This is a genomic window from Escherichia whittamii (assembly GCF_014836715.1).
In the GTDB taxonomy this organism is placed as follows: Bacteria; Pseudomonadota; Gammaproteobacteria; order Enterobacterales; family Enterobacteriaceae; genus Escherichia; species Escherichia whittamii.
In genome coordinates, this window is sequence record NZ_JACSQI010000004.1 from 175,063 (window position 1) to 198,884 (window position 23,822).

Below are 23,822 nucleotides of genomic sequence, written 5' to 3' on the forward strand. Positions count from 1 at the left end.
TGCAAGTGGTCTGTGGATTGCATATTGTCCCAATAGTGGTTTCAAAATGAGCAGTAAAAATGTCCGGAAGACACCAAAAAGTTGTCGCAGGGAAGTATGCAGTGGCGGAGGTGTAAGGTGATAACGCGTGATTTCTTGATGAATGCCGATTGTAAAACGGCATTTGGTGCCATTGAAGAATCACTCTTATGGTCGGCAGAACAACGGGCGGCCTCGCTGGCGGCGACGCTGTCTTGTCGACCTGATGAGGGACCGGTGTGGATCTTCGGCTATGGTTCATTAATGTGGAATCCGGCGCTGGAGTTTACCGAGTCATGTACCGGTACGCTGGTTGGGTGGCATCGCGCTTTCTGTTTGCGGCTTACTGCCGGGCGGGGGACTGCGCACCAGCCGGGGAGGATGCTTGCACTGAAAGAGGGCGGACGTACCACGGGGGTTGCGTATCGTCTGCCGGAAGCGTCTCTGGAGCAGGAGCTGACCTTACTGTGGAAGCGTGAGATGATTACGGGCTGTTATCTGCCGTCCTGGTGTCAGCTTCATCTTGATGATGGACGCACCGTCAATGCGCTGGTGTTCATTATGGACCCACGCCATCCAGAGTATGAATCCGATACCCGCGCTCAGGTGATTGCCCCGTTGATTGCTGCGGCGAGTGGGCCACTAGGAACTAACGCACAGTACTTGTTTTCCCTGGAGCAAGCGCTTAACAAACTGGGGATGCAGGATGACGGGCTGAGTGATTTACTGGTGTCGGTGAAAAAACTTCTCGCGGAAAATTTCCCGGATGGTGTGTTAAGGCCCGAGTTTGCCCGATGAAACATTTTAGCTGTGGGGCATCTCTATTATCCTGAGCGCCCCATACTTAAGTTAAAATGTGAGCACTTTATCGGCAAGCAGCGTCCATTGCGCCAGTTCTACCAGAGTACCAATTTCCACTCCATCAATCAGTGGAAGTGTGCTGATGCCACGACCATCGGTGCAGGTTTTGCACAATTTCACAGGCACATTTTGCGCCGTGAGGATCTCCAGCATTTGCTGAATGTTATAGCCTTCCCCAGGTTTTTGTCCGCGCAATCCGGCAGTAACCGCATCAGACATCAGGAATAGACGCAGATCCAGGTAGCTCTCTTGCTCTCGTAGCGCAATGGCCAGCCGCAGGCTGTTAAATAAGGATTCGCTCCCGTAGGGCGCGCCATTGGCAACGATCACGATTCTTTGCATTATTTACTCCTGTATTCAGGGAATTAGATGTTCAATTTCTATCTTACAGCTTGTGTGCTGTCTGACCAATCCGTCGCATTTTTTAGGATTTTTCATAAAGCATGCAAAAGTACAAGATAAATTACCAGTAATCGTTATTCTATAAAGCTGCAGCTGTTCATTTTTATTGGAAATTACTGACGTTTTGAGCCGTTTCGTCCCTCGCATTATCGCAATTTGTGTACTCTTGCTGCTGGCAGGCGGTATAGCTAGCGCACAGTCCTCCTTTAAGCAGCAAGCGGCAAATCCGTTTGATAACGACAATGACGATCTGCCTGATTTAGGAATGGCTGCGGAAAGCCATGACGGTGAAAAACATTTTGCTGAAATTGTGAAAGATTTTGGTGAAACCAGTATGACTGATAACGGTCAGGGTACCGGAGAGCAGGCGAGAGCTTTTGCATTGGGAAAAGTCCGCGATGCGCTTAGTCAGCAGGTCAATCAGCACGTGGAATCCTGGCTTTCGCCGTGGGGGAACGCCAGTGTCGACGTCAAAGTGGATAACGAAGGACATTTTACAGGTAGCCGGGGGAGCTGGTTTGTACCGCTACAGGATAACGAGCGTTATCTTACATGGAGCCAGATTGGGCTCACTCAGCAGGATGATGGTCTGGTCAGTAACCTTGGCGCGGGTCAACGCTGGGCGCACGGCAGCTGGTTGCTGGGATACAATACCTTTTATGACAACTTGCTGGACGAAAATCTCCAGCGTGCTGGATTTGGTGCTGAAGCCTGGGGCGAATATCTGCGCCTGTCTGCAAATTATTATCAGCCTTTTGCCTCCTGGCGTGAACAGACTGCCACACTCGAGCAACGAATGGCGCGTGGTTACGACTTGACGGCCCGGATGCGAATGCCGTTTTACCAGCATATCAACACCAGCGTTAGCATCGAACAATATTTTGGTCAGAGTGTTGATTTGTTTAACACCGGTACGGGTTATCACAATCCCGTCGCTTTGAGTCTTGGGCTAAATTACACGCCTGTCCCACTCGTTACTGTAACCGCCCTGCATAAACAGGGGGAAAGTGGAGAACGGCAAAATAACCTCGGCCTGAATATTAACTACCGCTTTGGCGTGCCGCTCAACAAACAGCTTTCTGCTGGCGAAGTTGCTGAAAGCCAGTCACTACGCGGCAGTCGCTATGACAATCCGCAGCGAAATAATCTGCCGACTATTGAGTATCGGCAGCGTAAAACCTTAACGGTGTTTCTGGCGACGCCGCCCTGGGATCTTAAACCTGGTGAAACCGTGCCACTGAAATTACAAATTCGCAGTCATTACGGTATTCGGCAATTGATCTGGCAGGGAGATACGCAGATGTTAAGTCTGACATCGGGAGCGACAGCCAATAGTGCGGATGGCTGGACGTTGATCATGCCGGACTGGCAGAGTGGGGAAGGGGCGAGCAATCAATGGCGATTGTCGGTAGTGGTGGAGGATAACCAGGGGCAGCGTGTCTCCTCCAATGAGATCACGCTAAAGCTTGTCGAACCTTTCGACGTAATGTCGAACGACGAACCTCTCTGGGAACCGTAATCAGAAAATACGTTCCTGATGCACCCATACCGCAGCTTCTACACGAGATTTGAGCTTCATTTTTTTCAGCATGTGTTTCACATGCACTTTAACCGTGCTTTCAGTGATGTCCAGGCGACGGGCAATCATCTTATTCGGTAAGCCCTGGGCTATTAGTTTTAGAATGTCGCGTTCACGTGGAGTTAACTGGTTAACATCACGCTCAGTAGTCGCGCGATTAGCGCGCAGGCTGGCGGCCAGAACAGGGGTTAACGCTTCGCTTAAGACCATTTCGCCAGCGGCAGCCTGATGCAATGCTTTCAGCAAATCTTCTGGCTCCATATCTTTTAACAGATAGCCATCTGCACCGCGTTTCAATGCGGTTACCACGTCCTCTTCATGATTAGAGACGCTGAACACCACAATGCGGCCGGAGAGGGATTTTTCGCGCAGTTTATCCAGCGTTTCCAGACCGTTCATGCCGGGCATATTTAGATCAAGCAGAATCAGATCAGGATCGAGCGTCTCTGCCAGTTCAATACCCTGTTCGCCATTACTTGCTTCGCCAACCACCGTGATATCCGGTGCCATACTGATAAGCTGTTTCACGCCAGTTCGCAGCATCGGATGATCGTCGATCAGCAGGATAGTAGCCGGTTCCTGATTACTCATGGGTATCTCCTTGGACGTCTGTGAAAGTTTTTTCGGGAATAAAGGTGACGACCACTTCAGTGCCACCTGATTCACGACGGCGGACGCGGCAGTCGCCACGTAAACTTTGCGCACGGTCGCGCATAATTATCATGCCGTAGTGATTGCTGCGGATGGCATTTTCAGGCACGCCGCAGCCATTATCCTGAACGGTCAGTTTTACCTGATTATCGTTTTGCGCCACCGTAACCACCACCTCACTTGCTTGCGAATGTTTGAGGGCGTTACTTAATGCCTCACGGGCAATTTGCAACAGATGGATCGCCTGATGTGAAGGCACCAGACGTGGCGGCAATTGGTAATCCAGCTTCACCGGGAAGCCAAATTTGGCGCTGTACTCTTCGCAGCTCGCCTCCAGTGCGGGGCGTAATCCTGGTTCGGTGAGCTGTAAACGGAATGTGGTGAGTAACTCACGCAACTGCGCCCAGGACGCATTCAGTTCGTTACGGATCTGGCTTAACAGTTCGCGACTGCTTTCTGGCAGCGCGTCGCCTTGCATCTGTAAACAACTGACCTGCATTTTCATGCAAGAGAGCGATTGAGCAATAGAATCATGCAGTTCGCGCGCAATGGTGGCACGCTCTTCCATCACGATCAACTGCTGCTGGCGTTCCTGATGGCGATCCAGCGCCAGCGTGGCGGTGAGTTGCTCAACCAGCGTATCCACCAGTTGCTGTTGGTCATGGCTAAGGTGACGTCCTTGCGGCAGGGTTGCCAGCAAAATGCCGTATTGCAGATGAGAGTCTGCCAGCCGCCATTTCAGGGTAGTGCCGCGATCGCCTACGGGTAAAACGCCACGTGGGCAGAGATGGCAGCCTTTATCATCGCAAGTCATATCTGGCTGACAGGTGAATTCCTGATGATTTTCTTCATCTTCCGTGTCATATACCCGTAGTTCGATATCACGCAACAGGGTTAAGTTTTGTAGACCATTAAGCACAGGCGACAGGCGTTCACACAGCGGAGCGCGGGAATGCAAACGGCGGTTGGCCTGCCACAAAAAAGAGAGAATCTGATTTTTATGCTCCAGTCCGGCGGTTTTCTCCTGTACCCGCTGCTCAAGTACGGCATAACTTTCCGCCAGTTCAGCAGACATATTGTTCAGTGCAGTCCCCAACATCGCCATCTCGTTGCGTCCACTAATATTCGCTCTCTTACTAAAATCGCGATGACTGACGGCGCTGGCCATCGCCAGTAGTTGTCGCCACGGTTGAAGCAAACGCGCGCGCAACCAGATAATGGTAAACACCAGTAAAAGCGCCATAAAGACCGCCATTACCCGGTGGACCAGTACAACCGTCTCAATACGCGTTTCGGTGGTGCGATCGAAACCAGAAACCAGCTTATCAAGCCCGGCAACAAACTGGCTGACGTCTGCCGACACCGTTTCGCGGTTTTGTGCGCGCAACAGTGCAGGAATCAGTTCATTGCGCCAGTAATCCTGTAGCCCCTGCAATTGCGCCAGTTGGCCGTCTCGTTCCGCTGCCCGAGTTAACTCTGTACTAAATGCTGTCTGTTCCATCTCTTTGATTAAGGGCTTGTCATTCTCGCTTAATGGCACAGCCGCCAGCAGACGGTAGCTTTGCATGCGCAGCGATCCCGCTTTGTTAATCGCATGGGCGCTGCCCTGAACGCCCTGTACCAGCCAGCCAGAAACTGCCATCCCCGCCAGTCCAATGGCGGTAGAAAGCAAAACGATCAGCGCAACCTGATTAACCAGGGTGAGCGGAGAGAGACAACGTTTAAGCATATAAACCTCTTCCTTCAGGCTTTGAATGAGCAATAACCTTAATGAATGTGATGATACATTCTGGAATGAAGGTATTCTCGGCTATTGGCTGAAGTATACCCATACCCGGAAAGAGTTACTCCTTATTTGCCGTGTGGTTAGGTGATTTACATCAGTAAGGGTAGGGATTTTACAGTGCCGTGAAAAATCACAAAATTTTTATGAAATCTCTGTACTCACTATGGGTAATGATAAATATCAATGATAGATAAAGTTATATTGTCGTTTGATTTACATCAAATTGCCTTTGGCTACAGCCACTAAGGTGGCAGACATCGAAACGAGTATCAGAGGTGTCTATGAGTCACTCATCCGCCCCCGAAAGGGCTACTGGCGCTGTCATTACAGATTGGCGACCGGAAGATCCTGCGTTCTGGCAACAACGCGGTCAACGCATCGCCAGCCGTAACCTGTGGATTTCCGTTCCCTGCCTGCTTCTGGCGTTTTGCGTATGGATGTTATTCAGTGCCGTTGCGGTGAACTTACCGAAAGTCGGCTTTAATTTTACGACCGATCAGCTATTTATGCTGACTGCGCTACCGTCGGTTTCAGGTGCATTATTACGTGTTCCATACTCCTTTATGGTTCCAATCTTCGGTGGTCGTCGCTGGACGGCGTTTAGTACTGGTATTCTGATTATTCCTTGCGTCTGGCTGGGTTTTGCCGTGCAGGATACCACCACGCCATACAGCGTCTTCATCATCATTTCTCTGCTGTGCGGCTTTGCTGGCGCGAACTTCGCCTCCAGTATGGCAAACATCAGTTTCTTCTTTCCGAAGCAGAAACAGGGGGGCGCGCTGGGTCTGAATGGTGGTCTGGGCAATATGGGCGTTAGCGTTATGCAGCTGGTTGCTCCGCTGGTGGTATCGCTGTCGATTTTTGCCGCGTTTGGTAGCCAGGGCGTAACACAGCCGGATGGCACCGAACTGTATCTGGCGAACGCGTCCTGGGTGTGGGTGCCGTTCCTTGCCATCTTCACCATCGCTGCGTGGTTTGGCATGAACGACCTTGCTACCTCGAAAGCCTCCATCAAGGAGCAGTTACCGGTACTCAAACGTGGGCATCTGTGGATTATGAGCCTGCTGTATCTGGCAACCTTCGGTTCCTTCATTGGCTTCTCGGCAGGTTTTGCCATGCTGTCAAAAACGCAGTTCCCGGATGTGCAGATTCTGCACTACGCCTTCTTCGGGCCGTTTATTGGTGCGCTGGCGCGTTCCGCAGGTGGTGCATTATCTGACCGTCTGGGTGGCACACGTGTCACACTGGTGAACTTTATCCTGATGGCGATTTTCAGCGGCCTGCTGTTCCTCACCTTACCGACTGACGGGCAGGGCGGAAGCTTCATGGCGTTCTTTGCGGTCTTCCTGGCGCTGTTCCTGACAGCTGGGCTGGGTAGCGGTTCCACCTTCCAGATGATTTCCGTGATCTTCCGTAAACTGACGATGGATCGCGTAAAAGCAGAAGGCGGTTCTGACGAACGAGCAATGCGTGAAGCAGCAACCGACACTGCGGCGGCGCTGGGCTTTATCTCTGCGATTGGTGCTATCGGTGGCTTCTTTATCCCGAAAGCGTTCGGTAGCTCACTGGCATTAACGGGTTCGCCAGTCGGTGCAATGAAAGTATTTTTGATTTTCTATATCGCTTGCGTGGTGATTACCTGGGCGGTATACGGTCGGCATTCTAAAAAATAAATCGTAATATTTGATTATCCTTTGCGCGGCATAATGTCGCGCTTTTTTTATTTGTTTTTTAGTTACAACATACTTTAAGGTTGATGATTATTTCTATAACGTCAATTAAGCACCATTAATATGTCATCCATGGGGGATACTCCTTAATACCCGTCTGTATAAAAATCCGAAGTATTTGAATCCGCTTATGTGTAAAACTCATTATTTTACAGTTGGTTAGGTAAGTGCTATTAATTACCCTAAAGGAGTATCTTAGGAATTTACTTTATTTTTCATCCCCATCACTCTTGATCGTTATCAATTCCCACGCTGTTTCAGAGCGTTACCTTGCCTTTAAACATTAGCAATGTCGATTTATCAGAGAGCCGACAGGCTCCCACAGGAGAAAACCGATGAGTAAATTCCTGGACCGGTTTCGCTACTTCAAACAGAAGGGCGAAACCTTTGCCGATGGGCATGGCCAGCTTCTCAATACCAACCGTGACTGGGAGGATGGATATCGCCAGCGTTGGCAGCATGACAAAATCGTCCGCTCTACCCACGGGGTAAACTGCACCGGCTCCTGTAGCTGGAAAATCTACGTTAAAAACGGTCTGGTGACCTGGGAAACCCAGCAGACTGACTATCCACGTACTCGTCCGGACCTGCCAAACCATGAGCCTCGCGGCTGCCCGCGTGGTGCCAGCTACTCGTGGTATCTCTATAGCGCCAACCGCCTGAAATACCCGATGATGCGCAAACGCCTGATGAAAATGTGGCGTGAAGCGAAAGCGCTGCATAGCGATCCGGTTGAAGCATGGGCTTCTATCATTGAAGACGCTGACAAAGCGAAAAGCTTTAAACAGGCGCGTGGCCGCGGTGGTTTTGTTCGTTCTTCCTGGCAGGAAGTGAATGAACTGATCGCCGCATCTAACGTTTATACCATCAAAAACTACGGACCTGACCGTGTCGCTGGCTTCTCGCCAATTCCGGCAATGTCGATGGTTTCTTACGCTTCTGGCGCCCGCTATCTCTCGCTGATTGGTGGTACCTGCTTAAGTTTCTACGACTGGTACTGCGACCTGCCTCCTGCGTCTCCACAAACCTGGGGTGAGCAGACTGACGTACCGGAATCTGCTGACTGGTACAACTCAAGCTACATCATCGCCTGGGGCTCTAACGTGCCGCAGACGCGTACCCCGGACGCACACTTCTTTACTGAAGTGCGTTACAAAGGCACTAAAACCGTTGCCGTAACGCCGGACTATGCTGAAATCGCCAAACTGTGCGATCTGTGGCTGGCTCCGAAACAAGGCACCGATGCGGCAATGGCGTTGGCGATGGGCCACGTGATGCTGCGTGAATTCCACCTCGACAACCCAAGCCAGTATTTCACCGACTATGTGCGTCGTTATACCGACATGCCAATGCTGGTGATGCTGGAAGAGCGTGACGGTTATTACGCTGCAGGTCGTATGCTGCGCGCCGCCGATCTGGTTGATGCGCTGGGCCAGGAAAACAATCCGGAATGGAAAACTGTCGCCTTTAATACCAATGGCGAAATGGTTGCGCCGAACGGTTCTATTGGCTTCCGCTGGGGTGAGAAGGGCAAATGGAATCTTGAGCAGCGCGACGGTAAAACCGGCGAAGAAACTGAGCTGCAACTGAGCCTGCTGGGTAGTCAGGATGAGATCGCTGAAGTGGGCTTCCCATACTTTGGTGGCGACGGCACTGAACACTTTAACAAAGTGGAGCTGGAAAACATTCTGCTGCACAAGCTGCCGGTAAAACGCCTGCAACTGGCTGATGGCAGCACCGCACTGGTGACCACCGTTTATGATCTGACGCTGGCAAACTACGGTCTGGAACGTGGTCTGAACGACGTTAACTGTGCGACCAGCTATGACGATGTGAAAGCTTACACCCCGGCCTGGGCCGAGCAGATTACTGGCGTTTCACGCAGCCAGATCATTCGCATTGCCCGTGAATTTGCCGATAACGCTGATAAAACGCACGGTCGTTCGATGATTATCGTCGGTGCGGGGTTGAACCACTGGTATCACCTGGACATGAACTATCGTGGTCTGATCAACATGCTGATTTTCTGCGGCTGTGTCGGTCAGAGCGGTGGTGGCTGGGCGCACTACGTAGGTCAGGAAAAACTGCGTCCACAAACCGGCTGGCAGCCGCTGGCGTTTGCTCTCGACTGGCAGCGTCCGGCGCGTCACATGAACAGCACCTCTTATTTCTATAACCACTCCAGCCAGTGGCGTTATGAAACCGTGACCGCAGAAGAGTTGCTGTCGCCGATGGCGGATAAATCCCGTTATACCGGACATCTGATCGACTTCAACGTTCGTGCGGAACGCATGGGCTGGCTGCCATCTGCGCCGCAGTTAGGCACTAACCCGCTGACTATCGCTCGCGAAGCAGAAAAAGCCGGGATGAATCCGGTGGACTATACGGTGAAATCCCTGAAAGACGGTTCCATCCGTTTTGCTGCGGAACAGCCAGAAAACGGCAAAAACCACCCGCGTAATTTGTTCATCTGGCGTTCTAACCTGCTCGGTTCTTCCGGTAAAGGTCATGAGTTTATGCTCAAGTACCTGCTGGGGACAGAACACGGTATCCAGGGCAAAGATCTGGGGCAGCAGGGCGGCGTGAAACCGGAAGAAGTTGACTGGCAGGACAATGGTCTGGAAGGCAAGCTGGATCTGGTGGTGACGCTGGACTTCCGTCTGTCGAGCACTTGTCTCTATTCCGACATCATTTTGCCGACGGCGACCTGGTATGAAAAAGACGACATGAATACTTCGGATATGCATCCGTTTATTCATCCGCTGTCTGCGGCGGTCGATCCGGCCTGGGAAGCGAAAAGCGACTGGGAAATCTACAAAGCTATCGCGAAGAAATTCTCCGAAGTGTGCGTTGGTCATCTGGGTAAAGAAACCGACATCGTCACGCTGCCAATCCAGCACGACTCTGCCGCTGAACTGGCGCAGCCGCTGGATGTGAAAGACTGGAAAAAAGGCGAATGCGACCTGATCCCAGGTAAAACCGCACCGCACATTATGGTCGTTGAGCGCGATTATCCGGCAACTTACGAACGCTTTACCTCTATCGGCCCGCTGATGGAGAAAATCGGTAACGGCGGTAAAGGGATTGCCTGGAACACCCAGAGCGAAATGGATCTGCTGCGTAAACTCAACTACACCAAAGCGGAAGGTCCGGCGAAAGGCCAGCCGATGCTGAACACCGCAATTGATGCGGCAGAGATGATCCTGACGCTGGCACCAGAAACCAACGGTCAGGTTGCCGTGAAAGCCTGGGCTGCCCTGAGCGAGTTTACCGGTCGTGACCATACGCATCTGGCGCTGAATAAAGAAGACGAGAAGATCCGCTTCCGCGATATTCAGGCACAGCCGCGTAAAATCATCTCCAGCCCGACCTGGTCTGGCCTGGAAGATGAACATGTTTCTTACAACGCCGGTTATACCAACGTTCACGAGCTGATCCCGTGGCGCACGCTCTCTGGTCGTCAGCAGCTGTATCAGGATCATCAGTGGATGCGTGATTTCGGTGAAAGCCTGCTGGTTTACCGTCCGCCGATCGACACCCGTTCGGTGAAAGAAGTTATGGGGCAGAAATCTAACGGTAATCCGGAAAAAGCGCTCAACTTCCTGACGCCGCACCAGAAGTGGGGGATCCACTCCACCTACAGTGACAACCTGCTGATGCTGACCTTAGGCCGCGGTGGTCCGGTGGTCTGGCTGAGTGAAGCTGATGCCAAAGAGCTGGGTATTGCCGATAACGACTGGATTGAAGTCTTCAACAGCAACGGGGCGCTGACTGCCCGTGCGGTTGTCAGCCAGCGTGTTCCGGCAGGGATGACCATGATGTACCACGCGCAGGAACGTATCGTTAACTTGCCTGGTTCAGAAATCACCCAACAGCGTGGGGGTATCCATAACTCGGTCACCCGTATTACGCCGAAACCGACGCATATGATCGGTGGCTATGCCCATCTGGCATACGGCTTTAACTACTACGGCACCGTAGGTTCTAACCGCGATGAGTTTGTTGTAGTGCGTAAGATGAAGAACATTGACTGGTTAGATGGCGAAGGCAATGACCAGGTACAGGAGAGCGTAAAATGAAAATTCGTTCACAAGTCGGCATGGTGCTGAATCTCGATAAGTGCATCGGCTGCCACACCTGTTCAGTTACCTGTAAAAACGTCTGGACCAGCCGCGAAGGTGTAGAGTACGCGTGGTTCAACAACGTGGAAACCAAGCCGGGCCAGGGCTTCCCGACAGACTGGGAAAACCAGGAAAAATACAAAGGCGGCTGGATCCGTAAAATCAACGGCAAACTGCAACCGCGCATGGGTAACCGCGCCATGCTGCTGGGTAAAATCTTCGCAAACCCGCATCTGCCGGGGATCGACGATTATTACGAGCCGTTCGATTTTGACTACCAGAACCTGCATACCGCGCCGGAAGGCAGCAAATCGCAGCCGATTGCTCGTCCGCGTTCGCTGATTACTGGCGAACGGATGGCGAAAATCGAAAAAGGGCCGAACTGGGAAGATGACCTGGGCGGCGAGTTTGACAAACTGGCGAAAGACAAGAACTTCGACAACATCCAGAAGGCGATGTATAGCCAGTTCGAAAACACCTTCATGATGTATCTGCCGCGCCTGTGCGAACACTGCCTGAACCCTGCATGTGTGGCGACCTGCCCGAGCGGGGCTATCTACAAGCGTGAAGAAGATGGCATCGTCCTGATCGATCAGGATAAATGCCGTGGCTGGCGTATGTGCATCACCGGATGCCCGTACAAAAAAATCTACTTCAACTGGAAGAGCGGTAAGTCTGAGAAATGCATTTTCTGCTATCCGCGTATTGAATCGGGTCAGCCGACCGTGTGTTCAGAAACCTGCGTGGGTCGTATCCGTTATCTCGGCGTGCTGCTGTACGATGCGGACGCTATTGAACGTGCAGCCAGCACCGAGAACGAGAAAGATCTCTACCAGCGCCAACTGGAGGTGTTCCTCGACCCGAACGATCCGAAGGTCATCGAGCAGGCGATTAAAGACGGTATTCCGTTGAGCGTTATTGAAGCTGCGCAGCAGTCGCCGGTTTATAAAATGGCGATGGAATGGAAACTGGCGCTGCCGCTGCATCCGGAATATCGCACCTTGCCGATGGTCTGGTACGTTCCGCCTCTGTCTCCGATTCAGTCTGCGGCGGACGCGGGCGAGCTGGGCAGCAACGGCATTCTGCCAGACGTCGAAAGCCTGCGTATTCCGGTACAGTATCTGGCGAACCTGCTGACCGCCGGCGACACCCAACCGGTACTGCGCGCGCTGAAACGTATGCTGGCAATGCGTCATTACAAACGTGCTGAAACCGTTGACGGTAAGGTTGATACCCGTGCGCTGGAAGAGGTCGGTCTGACCGAAGCTCAGGCACAGGAAATGTACCGTTATCTGGCGATTGCCAACTACGAAGATCGCTTTGTGGTGCCGAGCAGCCATCGCGAACTGGCACGGGAAGCCTTCCCGGAGAAAAATGGCTGTGGCTTTACCTTTGGTGATGGCTGCCACGGTTCAGATACCAAATTCAACCTGTTTAACAGCCGCCGTATCGATGCCATTGACGTGACCAGCAAAACGGAGCCGCACCCATGATCGAACTCGTGATTGTATCGCGTCTCCTTGAATATCCAGATGCTGCCTTATGGCAGCATCAACAGGAGATGTTCGAGGCGATTGCCGCGTCGGAAAATCTGTCGAAAGAAGATGCCCATGCGCTGGGCATTTTCCTGCGCGATTTAACGGCGATGGATCCGCTGGATGCCCAGGCGCAGTACAGCGAACTGTTCGATCGTGGTCGCGCAACGTCGCTGTTGCTATTTGAACATGTTCACGGCGAATCCCGTGACCGCGGTCAGGCGATGGTGGACCTGCTGGCACAGTATGAGCAGCACGGTTTGCAGTTAAACAGTCGTGAACTGCCGGACCATCTGCCGCTGTACCTGGAGTATCTGGCGCAGTTGCCGAAAAGCGAAGCGGTAGGAGGCTTACAGGATATCGCGCCGATTCTGGCGTTGCTGAGTGCGCGTCTGCAACAGCGTGAAAGCCGTTATGCCGTGCTGTTTGATCTGCTGCTGAAACTGGCGAATACCGCTATCGACAGTGACAAAGTGGCGGAAAAAATTGCTGATGAAGCGCGCGATGATACACCGCAGGCGCTGGATGCCGTCTGGGAAGAAGAGCAGGTTAAGTTCTTTGCAGACAAAGGCTGCGGTGATTCAGCAATCACTGCACATCAGCGTCGCTTTGCTGGTGCCGTCGCGCCGCAATATCTGAATATCACCACCGGAGGACAGCACTAATGCAATTCCTGAATATGTTCTTCTTTGATATCTACCCGTACATTGCCGGGGCGGTCTTCCTGATTGGTAGTTGGCTGCGCTATGACTACGGGCAGTACACCTGGCGCGCAGCATCCAGCCAGATGCTGGACCGTAAAGGCATGAACCTGGCGTCGAACCTGTTCCATATCGGGATTCTGGGGATTTTTGTCGGCCACTTCTTCGGTATGCTGACGCCGCACTGGATGTATGAAGCGTGGCTGCCGATTGAAGTGAAACAGAAAATGGCGATGTTTGCAGGTGGTGCAAGCGGCGTGCTGTGTCTGATTGGCGGAGTGCTGTTGTTGAAGCGTCGTCTGTTTAGCCCACGTGTGCGTGCAACGACTACCGGGGCGGACATTCTGATCCTGTCGCTGTTAGTTATTCAGTGCGCACTGGGTCTGCTGACTATTCCATTCTCCGCCCAGCATATGGACGGTAGCGAGATGATGAAACTGGTTGGCTGGGCGCAGTCGGTGGTGACTTTCCACGGTGGCGCTTCCCAACACCTTGATGGTGTGGCATTTATCTTCCGTCTGCACCTGGTGCTGGGGATGACTTTATTCCTGCTGTTCCCGTTCTCACGTCTGGTTCACGTCTGGAGCGTCCCGGTGGAGTATCTGACGCGTAAGTATCAGCTGGTGCGCGCTCGCCACTAAGCACAACAAAGTGCCTGATGCGCTGCGCTTATCAGGCCTACAGAGTCATGCAATTCATTGATATTACGTGATATGTAGGCCGGATAAGGCGTTCACGCTGCATCCGGCATAACGCAACGCAGGTTGTTAGCCTGCTGAAATCACCAGTTACACATTGTTGATATTTCAGATTGTAGGGAAACGAACCCCATCTATATGATTGGTCCACCTATGGAGCAGTGAAGGAGCACTGACCGTGGATCAACCTAATCAATTGACGATCTCCGCAGCATTAAAAATAATCGCCACGGGGATCGCCTTACCCCCTGATAAAATTACCTCTCAACAACTGGATGTTCAGCTAAATAAACCCTCGGGCTATGTTGAACGACGTTCCGGCATTTGCTGGCGCTATTTTGCCAGCAACGACGCCAGTCAGGCCGAACTGGCAGCTGAAGCTTTGCATAATGCGCTGTCGGCAGCCGCGTTAAAACCATGTGATATTGATCTGTTAATTTGTGCATCAGCCATTGCCGTACAGGCATTACCCTGTAGTGCAATTCATATTCTCAAAGCCGCAGCCATGCCCGCAGGCGTTGCTGGGTTTGATATCAACAGTAGCTGTGTCAGCTTTATTTCCGCTCTGGAAGTCGCTGCCGGATTACTTAACTGTGGAGCATACCGGCGCATTGCCATCGTCTCAGCAGATATTGCTTCACGCGGCATCGACTGGAATCATGAAGAGTCGTCTTTAATATTTGGTGATGGCGCGGCGTGTGCGATTGTCGAGCGGGGCGATGGTCGCAGCGGAATTATCGCCAGCCTGATCGAGATGTACCCCGAAGGTAACGAACTGTGTGAAATTCGCGCTGGCGGTACACGGTGCAATCCACGGTCAGGCGTCAGTGACAGCGACTTCCTTTTTCATATGCAGGGGAAACCGCTGTTTCGTTTTGCCTCTTCGCTTATTGAAGACTATTTTTCGCGCTTACTGCAAAAAAGCGGCCTGCAACTGGCTGATATCGGCACGGTCGTCCCGCATCAGGCCAGTCATCTTTCCCTTGAACATATGCGTAAACGGCTGCAAGTTCCGGAGTCTGCGCTTATTGATGTCTACCGTTTCTACGGCAACCAGGTTGCTGCTTCAATACCTACGGCGCTGCATGAAGCGGTGATTAGCGGTCGTTTTACTGCGAATAAACCTGCGATGTTAATTGGCACGGCGGCGGGATTAACGCTGGCTGGCATGGTGCTTTTACCGTGAAAATCCTCGTGACGGGGGCGACCAGCGGCCTCGGGCGAAATGCCGTACAGTATTTGTTGGCGTTGGGTGTTTCGGTTGTGGCAACAGGGCGAAATCGTGAGGTTGGCAAAAGCCTGACAAGCGCAGGCGCGAAGTTTGTGGCTCTCGATTTAACCGAGGCAAACGAGGATGACTGCGCCCGCTTGATGGCGGGCTGCGATGCCGTCTGGCACTGCGCGGCAAAGTCCTCGCCCTGGGGCGACAAAACGGCGTTCTGGCTTGCCAATGTCAAAGCGACCCATACTCTGACACAGGCGGCAGGTAGGCTGAATATTCCCCGGTTTATCCATATCTCCACGCCTGCGGTTTACTTTGATTTTCAACATCACTATGACCTGCAAGAAACCTGTCTTGCGCGAGCATTCTCCAGCCATTACGCCAGCAGTAAATATGCCGCAGAGGAGGTTATTGCCAGAGCTGTTTCTCGATATCCTGCCACGAGGTTTATTCTTTTACGCCCACGCGGGCTTTTTGGCCCTCATGACCAGGTAATAGTTCCCCGACTGATGCAGCAACTGCAACAAGGGGGCGGCTGCTTACATTTGCCGCGCGGGGGGGAAGCGTTATTGGATCTCACTTTCGTGCAAAACGTGGTGTATGCCATGCAACTGGCAACACTGGTTGAAGGTTTACGCTCGGGCAGTATTTACAACATCAGCAATCATCAGCCGCAAAAATTATCTGTAATGCTTGACGCCTTGCTGCGCCAGCAATTGGGATTGAGCTACCGAATTGCTACCGTTCCGTGGCCGTTGCTTTCTCTGGTCGCGCGCGGCCTGGAACTGTACGGGAAGTGCGTTAATCAGGAACCTGTTATCACACGTTACAGCGCCGGAACACTCTGTTTTGATATGACGCTGAGTGCGCAAAAGGCCATTACAGAGCTGGGATATCACCCGCGCTTTTCGATGGAACAAGGTATTGCAATCACGGGACAATGGCTGAGGGAACATGGCAAAAATAACCGCATTTGAAACGGGCTGGTGTACCCATATTGGCTGCATTGCGCTGAAAGGGGCAGGGCTGAAAGTGTGTAAATTTCCCGCCCGCGCCTGGCTGCTGGAAGGGGGAGATAAACGCTGGCTGTTGGACACCGGCTATTCATCGTGGTTCGAACACTACACGCAATCCGGCGTATTTCGTCTTTATCGCCAGGTCACGCCAGTTTACTTCGATCCGCAACAGGCGTTGGTGCGGCAACTTTCTGCAATCGGCCTCGCAGCGAAAGATGTTGATGCGATTATTCTGTCGCATTTTCACGCCGATCATATTGCGGGCCTGCGCGATTTTCCTGATGTCGCCTGCATCTGTTCTGGTGAAGGTTGGCGGCAGGTAAGCACTCTGCGTGGTATCTCTGCACTGCGCCAGGCTTTTGTGCCAGGGCTAATCCCGGAGCATTTTGACTCTTCACTGCGTTTTATTGAAAGTTTCGCATCGGTGAATTTGCCCTCAGAACTGGCACCGTTTGAGAGTGGCTATTTGCTGCCAGAAAGCAATGGCGAAATTATCCTCGTGCCGCTTGCGGGTCATGCTGCCGGACATATTGGCGCGTTTGTGCAGACAGACGACGGCTGGACTTTACTGGCTGGCGATGCGGCATGGGCGCCAGCTAACTACCGGGAGCTACGTGGGCCTTCACCACTGGCGCATCTGGTTATGTCTGATAGCCACGCCTACTACCGCACGCTTGGGCAATTACATCAGCTTTGGCAAAACGGCGCAGTGGATATTCGTTTGTGCCACGAGGGGAATTTATGATCCCGTTGACTTTACTCTGGCGCTACTTCCGTACCCGCAGGCTGCGTTTCACCGATCGCCAGGCGCTGGAATACTGGCAGGCAAAAAGGCTGCATCAGTTCCGGCAAAATGTCTTGTCTCAAAGCCCGTGGTTTCAGCGTTATCTGGCATTGCCCTTTAACCAGTGGCCAATGATGGATAAAGCGTTAATGATGACGCATTTCGATGAGATGAATACCGCAGGTTTAAAGCGCGACGAACTTCTCGATTGTGCAATGCGCAGTGAACAGAGCCGTGATTTCAAACCCTGCGTTGGCAAGTTCAGCGTTGGGCTTTCATCAGGTACATCGGGGCGTCGTGGACTTTTTGTTGTTAGCCCGCACGAACAACAGATGTGGGCCGCTGGTGTGCTGGCAAAAGTGTTACCCGACGGTTTATTTGCCAAAGAGCGGGTGGCGCTGTTTCTGCGCGCGGATAACAACCTCTATCAAAGTGTGAATAATCGCTGGTTGACTCTCGATTTTTACGATCTGTTGGCGCCATTTCAGGCGCAACTCAAACTTCTGGAACAGCGTTCGCCCACGATTATTGTCGCGCCAGCTCAGGTATTACGCGCACTGGCGTTAAAGGTGGTTGCCGGAGAGTTAACGCTAAAGGTCAAAAAAGTGATTTCGGTGGCGGAAGTTCTGGAGCCGCAGGATCGGGAATTACTGCGAAGCGTGTTCAACAATGTGGGTGAAATTTATCAGGCGACTGAAGGCTTTCTCGCTTCCACCTGCCGCTGTGGCACGTTACATCTCAATGAAGAATTTGTTCACATTGAACCGCAATGGCTGGATGAACGCCGTTTTGTGCCGATCGTCACTGACTTTACCCGCACCACGCAGCCGATAGTGCGTTATCGACTTGATGACGTGCTGGTGGCAAGCGAACAGCCATGCCCCTGTGGCTGTGCGACAATGGCGATTGCACGTATCGAAGGGCGGCAGGATGACCAACTGCAACTGCCGGCAAGCTCCGGCGATATTCAGACTGTTTTTGCCGATGCCTGTAGTCGTGTGCTGGCAATGACGTTGCCGCTAACAGCCGATTACCGCCTGCTACAAACCGGGCCAGCACATTTGACGTTAATAGCCGATTGTGAGCTGCGGATGCTGGAGCATTGCCGGGAGGCGTTGAATGCCTTGTTTATGCGCCAGAATATCGCAGTCGGGCAATTGATATGGTCGCTGGAATCGCAAACAGTGCCAGTCGCTTTTGCAGCCAAGCGGCGGCGTATTGTGCGTCAGTGGGGGCGGGAATGAGCAATTTGCTGCTACGCCTGAAACAGATGCTACTTGGCTGGGGAACCGTTGGGGTTATCTATAACCTTAGCGACTACCTGCAAGGTCAGGGATATCAATTAACACCGTCGGTAATTGATAATCTGATTGCGTTTTCTCCTTCTGCCGTGTGGTTGTATGTCTCGTTTTTTATTCTTGTGCCGTTAGGCTACTTATCAACACCACTTTCTCACTTGCGCTGGCTGGCCCACTCAACGCAACTTTCGGCGCTGGTGGCTGGCATGATTTATCTACTCTGGCCCACGACAATGCAATATCCCTCGTTTGGTCAGTCGGGGATATCTGCGGGCGCACTCAACGGGCTGATCGCTATTGACTCAAGCCAGAACTGTTTTCCCTCATTACATGCAGCACTCACGCTGTTGGCGGTATGGGCGATAGCCAAAAAGGGGAGCTGTTGGCTGACGCTGATGAGCGTGGTCTGGGCGATAGCTATCGCCTTTTCAATTCTGCAATTACGCAGACATTTATTTATCGATTTAGTAGGCGGCGCGTTGCTGGCGTCGGTTTGCGGTTGGATATGCGCAACATGCGAGAAAAGGAAGACGCAATATGAGTGATTTACTGTTTCCCATCATATCGATGATGCTGTTGGTGTTAGCCGAAGCGGGCGTGTTGCAAATCACCGGGCGGCAAAAAGTGGACTGGCTGGACGTTATTTTTAATATCAACTCCGGTCATATGATGCTGTGGTTATTTCGCTGCCTGGAAGTGCTTTGCTATAGCCTGGTGGTCAATCACTTAAGCATTGGCCTGTTTGATAATGCACCAGTTGTCCTGCTATGGCTGTTTACTTTGCTGGCGTGGGATTTGGGCTTTTACTGGCTGCATCGATGGCATCACGAAATTCGCCCGCTGTGGGCGGTACATGTGGTGCATCATCAAGGGGAACACTACAACCTGTCATTGGGCGTGCGTAATTCGTGGTACTCCTCGTTAACGTCAATCCCGTTTTTTCTGCTGTTGGCGATGCTTGGTGTGCCGTTGCAGGTTTTTTTGACGGTTTCTATTATTCACTACAGTTGGCAGTTTTTTAACCACAGCGCGCTAACACCGAAACTGGGCTGGCTGGAAAAAGTGCTGATCACGCCCTCGCACCATCGCGTCCATCATCTGAATGAAAAGCAATATGCCGATACTAATTACGGTGGCACCTTTCTGTTATGGGATAAACTTTTCGGTTCCTATAGTGCAGGGCCGGATCATGCCGTAGGCTATGGCGTGAAAAATAGTCGATTATCCTGCAACCCGATGCGCGAGAGTAACCTGCCGTTTTTACGCTTAATGGGTCTTCACTCATTTGGTAAAGCGATTGAACGTCGCTACCAGAGTTCCCCGTGGGCGGTGGGTGCAGGGGTGATCCTGCTGTTTATGCTGGTGCTTGGCTACATCCAGCAATATGGCTATGGCATTGAGTTTATTACCAGTGAGCAGGTTATATTATTTGTGTTGCTGGTGGCAGGCTCGGTCGCCCTGGGAGGAATGAGCGACGGGCAGCGTTGGGGAATGATTCTTTGGTGCTCTGTAACGTTGTCATTACTCTATTTTATTCTTTATATGTGTTCATGGAGCACTCTGCTCTGGAAGGGATTGGCTGGTGTTTTGCTGGCCCATTGCGTGTTATTCGTAATCGGCCTGGGACGTAAATCGTTAAGGAAACGCTATGAACCTGTTTAAGCCCGACAGGTTAATCACTTTTCCTGCCGATGATCCGCATCTGGTGAAACTGCTGCAGAATGGTACGAAATCGTACCTCGCAAAAGCAGGCGATCATCGGTATGCGGACGGATGGGCATTCACGAAAATGTTGGCACTGATTATCGCCTGCCTATTCTGTTATTTACTGGCGTTGTCTCAGAGTCAGTGGGAACTGTATCTGTTGTGGTATCTGGCGATGATGTTTTGCGCCATGCTGTTAGCAGTCAATGTGGTGCATGACGCGTCGCACGATGCATTTTTGCGCGGTAAAAAAGCCAATGCCTGGCTTAATCGGTTAGTTGCTTTTCCGATGGGGCTTGATCCTGACTGCTGGCGGGTACGCCACGTTCGCTTCCATCACGGTTTTACTAATATTGAATTTTACGATCCTGACACTGCAGAAAATGGCATTCTTCGCCAGACCCCGTGGCAACGGTGGCGACCTTTTATGCGCCAGCAACATCGCTACTGGCCGTTGGTCGCGGCGCTCACCTTTCCCTGGTATATCTGGGTGGTGGACTGGCTCGATCGCGCAGGGTTTACCCCGGTAACGCGGCATCTGGCCCTGCGAGGCTTTGCTGGCTGGGGGTATTTCTTAGCCGGGAAACTGGCGCATTGTGTGCTCTGTCTGATACTTCCCTGGCTTTTGTCTGAATTTAGTTTTATGACCATCCTGCTGACTTACCTGTTTAGCCAGCTGCTGGCGTCACTGATCTTTGTGATGTTGATTATCGGAACGCACTGGGCGAAGGGGCATACGCAGTTACCGCCAGAAGAGGGCAAAATGGCCGTGGGCAGGCTGACACATACCTTCGCCACCACCTTTGACTGGACACCGCAACCTGCATGGCTTGGCTACTGGCTGGGCGGGATTAATTTGCATCTTACCCATCATCTTTTTCCTCACTGGCATCATCGCCATTATCCGGCGTTAAGCCGCATTGTTGCGCAAATCGCCAGCCAGCAAGGTCTGGATTATCAATTGTTGACGTTAGCGGATTTATTGGGGCTACAGCAGCAGTTTTTGCGGAAAATGGGTGAGAAAACGATAGATTGAGAATGGAATTAAGTGATGGTGGTGGGGGAAGGATTCGAACCTTCGAAGTCGATGACGGCAGATTTACAGTCTGCTCCCTTTGGCCGCTCGGGAACCCCACCACGGGGTAATGCTTTTTTACTGGCCTGCTCCCTCACTGGGAAGCGGGGCGCATCATATCAAATGACACGCCGCTGTAAAGTGTTACGTTGAGAAAAATGAACTGGTTGCATAATTTTCATCCGCAACGGATTAAAGGCAACCAGTTATTTTTGTTGGCGATTAAAGAATAATCGTTCGGTTGCCGTAAACAAAGACGCGTTGGGCCAAAACCTGGTAAAGCGCGCGGCTTAATACGTTTTTCTCGACGTCACGACCTGCGCGCATCATATCTTCGGCAGTGTAAGTGTGATCCACATGAATGACATCCTGCATGATGATTGGGCCTTCATCCAGATTGTCATTTACATAGTGTGCCGTTGCGCCAATAATCTTCACGCCGCGTTCATAAGCCTGATGATAGGGACGTGCGCCGATAAACGCTGGCAGGAATGAATGGTGAATATTGATAATTTTGTTCGGGAAACGAGCGACAAACTCCGGCGTCAATACCCGCATATATTTCGCCAGCACCACATAATCAGGTTGATGCGCTTCAATGGCGTCCGCCATCTTCTGATCGTGCTCGTTGCGGCTTAACCCTTCATGGCTCACCAATTCAAACGGTATATCAAAACGTTCTACCAATGGACGCAGGGTATCGTGGTTACCAATAACCGCCGCGATTTCAACATCCAGTCCACCGTAGTTGGCTTTCATCAGCAGATCGCCCAGGCAATGCGCTTCTTTGGTCACCAGAATGACTATTCGGCGACGACCGGCAGGATTCAGTTCACGCACTGAACCTTCCGGCAACGCACCGTCGAGATCTGCCAGCAGGGTGGCATCATTAAAAATGCCTTCCAGCTCCGTGCGCATAAAAAAGCGCCCGGTACGATGGTCCACAAATTCATTGTTCTGCACGATGTTTAACTCGTGCTTGTAGCAAATATTAGTAATACGCGCGATCAGACCTTTTTGATCCGGGCAAATAGTACGCAGAACTTTACGTTGGAGTGAATGCATTGCTGGAAAAACCTTGTTGAGAGTGTTTGCTAAACCGTACCGTCAACCTTTATTGGCCGCAGCACTTTTTAAATTTTTTACCTGAACCACAAGGGCAGGGATCGTTGCGACCAAACTGCGGACGTGTACCATCAATATAGTACCACTGGCCGTTTTCTTTCAAAAATCGTGAACGCTCAATAATCGCTCCTGATTTACCCTTCTCAGTAAAACGAGCGACAAAACTGACATATCCTACGTCGTCACCTTCGTGATATGAACGCTCAAATACGGTCAGCCCTAACCATTCGGTATGCGCAAATCCGGCAATTAATTCAGCACGTAACGCCGGGGCGCCACAGGACGGATGCCAGGTTTTAATTAAATAATCTGCGTCGTGCATCACAAAAGCGCAGTAACGCGAACGCATAAGACGTTCGGGATCTGGAGCAACCTTTTCACCAGACACATAAGGGTGGCAACATAGGCTATACTCGACAGCACTACCACAGGGACAAAGCTTAGACACAAATAATCTCCCTGGAAACAATAACGGCGTTTTAACCGCCGGAGTAGCACTATGTTAACCGAGCGGTAGCGATGTGGCTACGGCTGCATTCCAGGGGACGCTTTCAGGAACAATGAGAAAAGTAAAAATAGGGCTGGCGCTGGGATCCGGTGCGGCACGAGGATGGTCGCATATTGGCGTCATTAACGCGCTTAAAAAAATGGGCATTGAAATTGATATCGTCGCAGGATGTTCAATTGGTTCGCTGGTAGGCGCAGCCTATGCATGTGATCGATTACCTGCCCTGGAAGAGTGGGTTACCTCTTTTAGCTATTGGGATGTTTTACGACTGATGGACCTCTCCTGGCAGCGCGGTGGGCTGCTGCGCGGTGAGCGTGTGTTCAATCGGTATCGTGAAATAATGCCGGAAACAGAAATCGAAAATTGCTCACGCCGCTTTGCTGCTGTCGCCACCAACTTAAGCACAGGGCGCGAATTATGGTTTACCGAAGGCGATCTCCATCTTGCTATTCGCGCATCATGTAGTATTCCGGGCCTGATGGCGCCTGTCGCGCATAACGGCTACTGGCTTGTTGATGGCGCAGTCGTTAATCCCATTCCTATTTCTCTTACTCGTGCATTGGGCGCAGATATCGTAATTGCGGTTGATCTCCAGCACGACGCTCACTTAATGCAGCAAGATCTTCTTTCATTTAATGTCAGTGCTGAAAATGGCGAGAGTGAAGATGATCTACCCTGGCATGCGCGGCTGAAAGAGCGACTAAGTAGTATTACTGCGCGTCGAAGCGTCACGGCACCGACAGCAACAGAAATTATGACTACTTCTATTCAGGTATTGGAAAACCGCCTTAAAAGAAACCGTATGGCAGGGGACCCGCCTGATATTCTGATTCAACCCGTTTGCCCACAGATTTCCACGCTCGATTTTCATCGTGCGCAGGCTGCCATTTCGGCAGGACAATTGGCGGTAGAGAAGAAAATGGATGAACTTTTACCGCTAGTTCGAACTAACGTTTTGACCTGATTTTTTATCTACACTTAAGTTAATTCTGACAGGCACTGATGGCA

20 protein-coding genes and 1 tRNA gene are annotated in these 23,822 nt (G+C 51.7%); 15 read left to right on the plus strand and 6 right to left on the minus strand.

Features of this window, described 5'->3' with window-relative positions; genetic code table 11:
* The first annotated feature begins 117 nt into the window (after positions 1-117).
* Complete coding sequence (chaC, locus tag H9644_RS08670; protein ID WP_064528736.1) at positions 118-816, plus strand: glutathione-specific gamma-glutamylcyclotransferase; 699 nt, start codon at positions 118-120, stop codon at positions 814-816.
* A gap of 51 nt (positions 817-867) precedes the next feature.
* Here chaC and ychN read toward each other — a convergent pair whose 3' ends face one another.
* Positions 868-1,221, minus strand: a complete 354-nt coding sequence (gene ychN / locus H9644_RS08675) for a DsrE/F sulfur relay family protein YchN (RefSeq protein WP_064528737.1) — start codon at positions 1,219-1,221, stop codon at positions 868-870.
* Between the two features lie 184 nt (positions 1,222-1,405).
* Between ychN and H9644_RS08680 the strand changes: the two genes are divergently transcribed.
* The gene (locus H9644_RS08680; protein ID WP_064528839.1) at positions 1,406-2,800 is read left to right on the plus strand and encodes a YchO/YchP family invasin; all 1,395 of its coding nucleotides are present in this window, start codon (positions 1,406-1,408) and stop codon (positions 2,798-2,800) included.
* On the opposite strand, the gene narL is transcribed toward H9644_RS08680, so the two are convergent.
* Together narL and narX are read right to left on the minus strand one after the other, a co-directional pair.
* Positions 2,801-3,451, minus strand: a complete 651-nt coding sequence (narL, locus tag H9644_RS08685) for a two-component system response regulator NarL (protein WP_064528739.1) — start codon at positions 3,449-3,451, stop codon at positions 2,801-2,803. It lies immediately after the preceding gene.
* Positions 3,444-5,240, minus strand: coding sequence for a nitrate/nitrite two-component system sensor histidine kinase NarX (gene narX / locus H9644_RS08690; protein WP_064528741.1), 1,797 nt, complete (start codon positions 5,238-5,240; stop codon positions 3,444-3,446). Before narX ends, narL begins: the two co-directional genes overlap by 8 nt.
* Before the next feature lie 338 nt (positions 5,241-5,578).
* Here narX and narK point away from each other — a divergent pair, with 338 nt between their 5' ends.
* From narK to H9644_RS08750, 12 genes are all read left to right on the plus strand, one after another.
* The gene (gene narK, locus H9644_RS08695; protein WP_064528743.1) at positions 5,579-6,970 is read left to right on the plus strand and encodes a nitrate transporter NarK; all 1,392 of its coding nucleotides are present in this window, start codon (positions 5,579-5,581) and stop codon (positions 6,968-6,970) included.
* Between the two features lie 392 nt (positions 6,971-7,362).
* A complete protein-coding gene (locus tag H9644_RS08700) occupies positions 7,363-11,106 on the plus strand; it encodes a nitrate reductase subunit alpha (protein ID WP_191774197.1) in 3,744 nt (1,247 codons plus the stop codon).
* On the plus strand, positions 11,103-12,641 hold the full coding sequence (gene narH, locus H9644_RS08705) for a nitrate reductase subunit beta (RefSeq protein WP_191774199.1): 1,539 nt from the start codon (positions 11,103-11,105) through the stop codon (positions 12,639-12,641). Before H9644_RS08700 ends, narH begins: the two co-directional genes overlap by 4 nt.
* Positions 12,638-13,348 carry a nitrate reductase molybdenum cofactor assembly chaperone gene (narJ, locus tag H9644_RS08710; RefSeq protein ID WP_064528747.1) on the plus strand — a complete coding sequence of 237 codons (711 nt, stop codon included), beginning with the start codon at positions 12,638-12,640 and terminating at the stop codon, positions 13,346-13,348. Before narH ends, narJ begins: the two co-directional genes overlap by 4 nt.
* On the plus strand, positions 13,348-14,025 hold the full coding sequence (gene narI / locus H9644_RS08715; RefSeq protein ID WP_064528749.1) for a respiratory nitrate reductase subunit gamma: 678 nt from the start codon (positions 13,348-13,350) through the stop codon (positions 14,023-14,025). Before narJ ends, narI begins: the two co-directional genes overlap by 1 nt.
* Before the next feature lie 235 nt (positions 14,026-14,260).
* Entirely contained in the window at positions 14,261-15,268 is a 1,008-nt protein-coding gene (locus tag H9644_RS08720) for a 3-oxoacyl-[acyl-carrier-protein] synthase III C-terminal domain-containing protein (RefSeq protein ID WP_191774201.1), read from the plus strand.
* The gene (locus H9644_RS08725; protein ID WP_191774203.1) at positions 15,265-16,281 is read left to right on the plus strand and encodes an NAD-dependent epimerase/dehydratase family protein; all 1,017 of its coding nucleotides are present in this window, start codon (positions 15,265-15,267) and stop codon (positions 16,279-16,281) included. Before H9644_RS08720 ends, H9644_RS08725 begins: the two co-directional genes overlap by 4 nt.
* Positions 16,259-17,065 carry an MBL fold metallo-hydrolase gene (locus H9644_RS08730; RefSeq protein ID WP_191774205.1) on the plus strand — a complete coding sequence of 269 codons (807 nt, stop codon included), beginning with the start codon at positions 16,259-16,261 and terminating at the stop codon, positions 17,063-17,065. Before H9644_RS08725 ends, H9644_RS08730 begins: the two co-directional genes overlap by 23 nt.
* On the plus strand, positions 17,062-18,348 hold the full coding sequence (locus H9644_RS08735; RefSeq protein ID WP_191774207.1) for a F390 synthetase-related protein: 1,287 nt from the start codon (positions 17,062-17,064) through the stop codon (positions 18,346-18,348). Before H9644_RS08730 ends, H9644_RS08735 begins: the two co-directional genes overlap by 4 nt.
* On the plus strand, positions 18,345-18,947 hold the full coding sequence (locus tag H9644_RS08740) for a phosphatase PAP2 family protein (protein WP_064528759.1): 603 nt from the start codon (positions 18,345-18,347) through the stop codon (positions 18,945-18,947). The genes H9644_RS08735 and H9644_RS08740 overlap by 4 nt, the downstream gene beginning before the upstream one ends.
* Positions 18,940-20,064: a sterol desaturase family protein gene (locus H9644_RS08745; RefSeq protein WP_064528761.1), complete on the plus strand. Its 1,125-nt coding sequence runs from the start codon at positions 18,940-18,942 to the stop codon at positions 20,062-20,064. The genes H9644_RS08740 and H9644_RS08745 overlap by 8 nt, the downstream gene beginning before the upstream one ends.
* Complete coding sequence (locus H9644_RS08750) at positions 20,051-21,142, plus strand: fatty acid desaturase family protein (RefSeq protein WP_191774209.1); 1,092 nt, start codon at positions 20,051-20,053, stop codon at positions 21,140-21,142. The genes H9644_RS08745 and H9644_RS08750 overlap by 14 nt, the downstream gene beginning before the upstream one ends.
* A gap of 16 nt (positions 21,143-21,158) precedes the next feature.
* On the opposite strand, the gene H9644_RS08755 is transcribed toward H9644_RS08750, so the two are convergent.
* From H9644_RS08755 to H9644_RS08765, 3 genes are all read right to left on the minus strand, one after another.
* A tRNA-Tyr gene (locus tag H9644_RS08755) sits at positions 21,159-21,243 on the minus strand.
* A 160-nt stretch (positions 21,244-21,403) separates the two neighbouring features.
* Positions 21,404-22,246, minus strand: a complete 843-nt coding sequence (gene purU, locus H9644_RS08760; RefSeq protein WP_064528766.1) for a formyltetrahydrofolate deformylase — start codon at positions 22,244-22,246, stop codon at positions 21,404-21,406.
* Positions 22,247-22,295: 49 nt separating this feature from the next.
* Positions 22,296-22,754 (minus strand): YchJ family protein, encoded by a 459-nt coding sequence (locus H9644_RS08765; protein WP_191774211.1) that lies wholly within the window; start codon positions 22,752-22,754, stop codon positions 22,296-22,298.
* 112 nt (positions 22,755-22,866) lie between these two features.
* On the opposite strand from H9644_RS08765, the gene rssA reads away from it, so the two are divergent.
* Positions 22,867-23,778: a patatin-like phospholipase RssA gene (rssA, locus tag H9644_RS08770; protein WP_191774213.1), complete on the plus strand. Its 912-nt coding sequence runs from the start codon at positions 22,867-22,869 to the stop codon at positions 23,776-23,778.
* Positions 23,779-23,822: the final 44 nt, after the last annotated feature.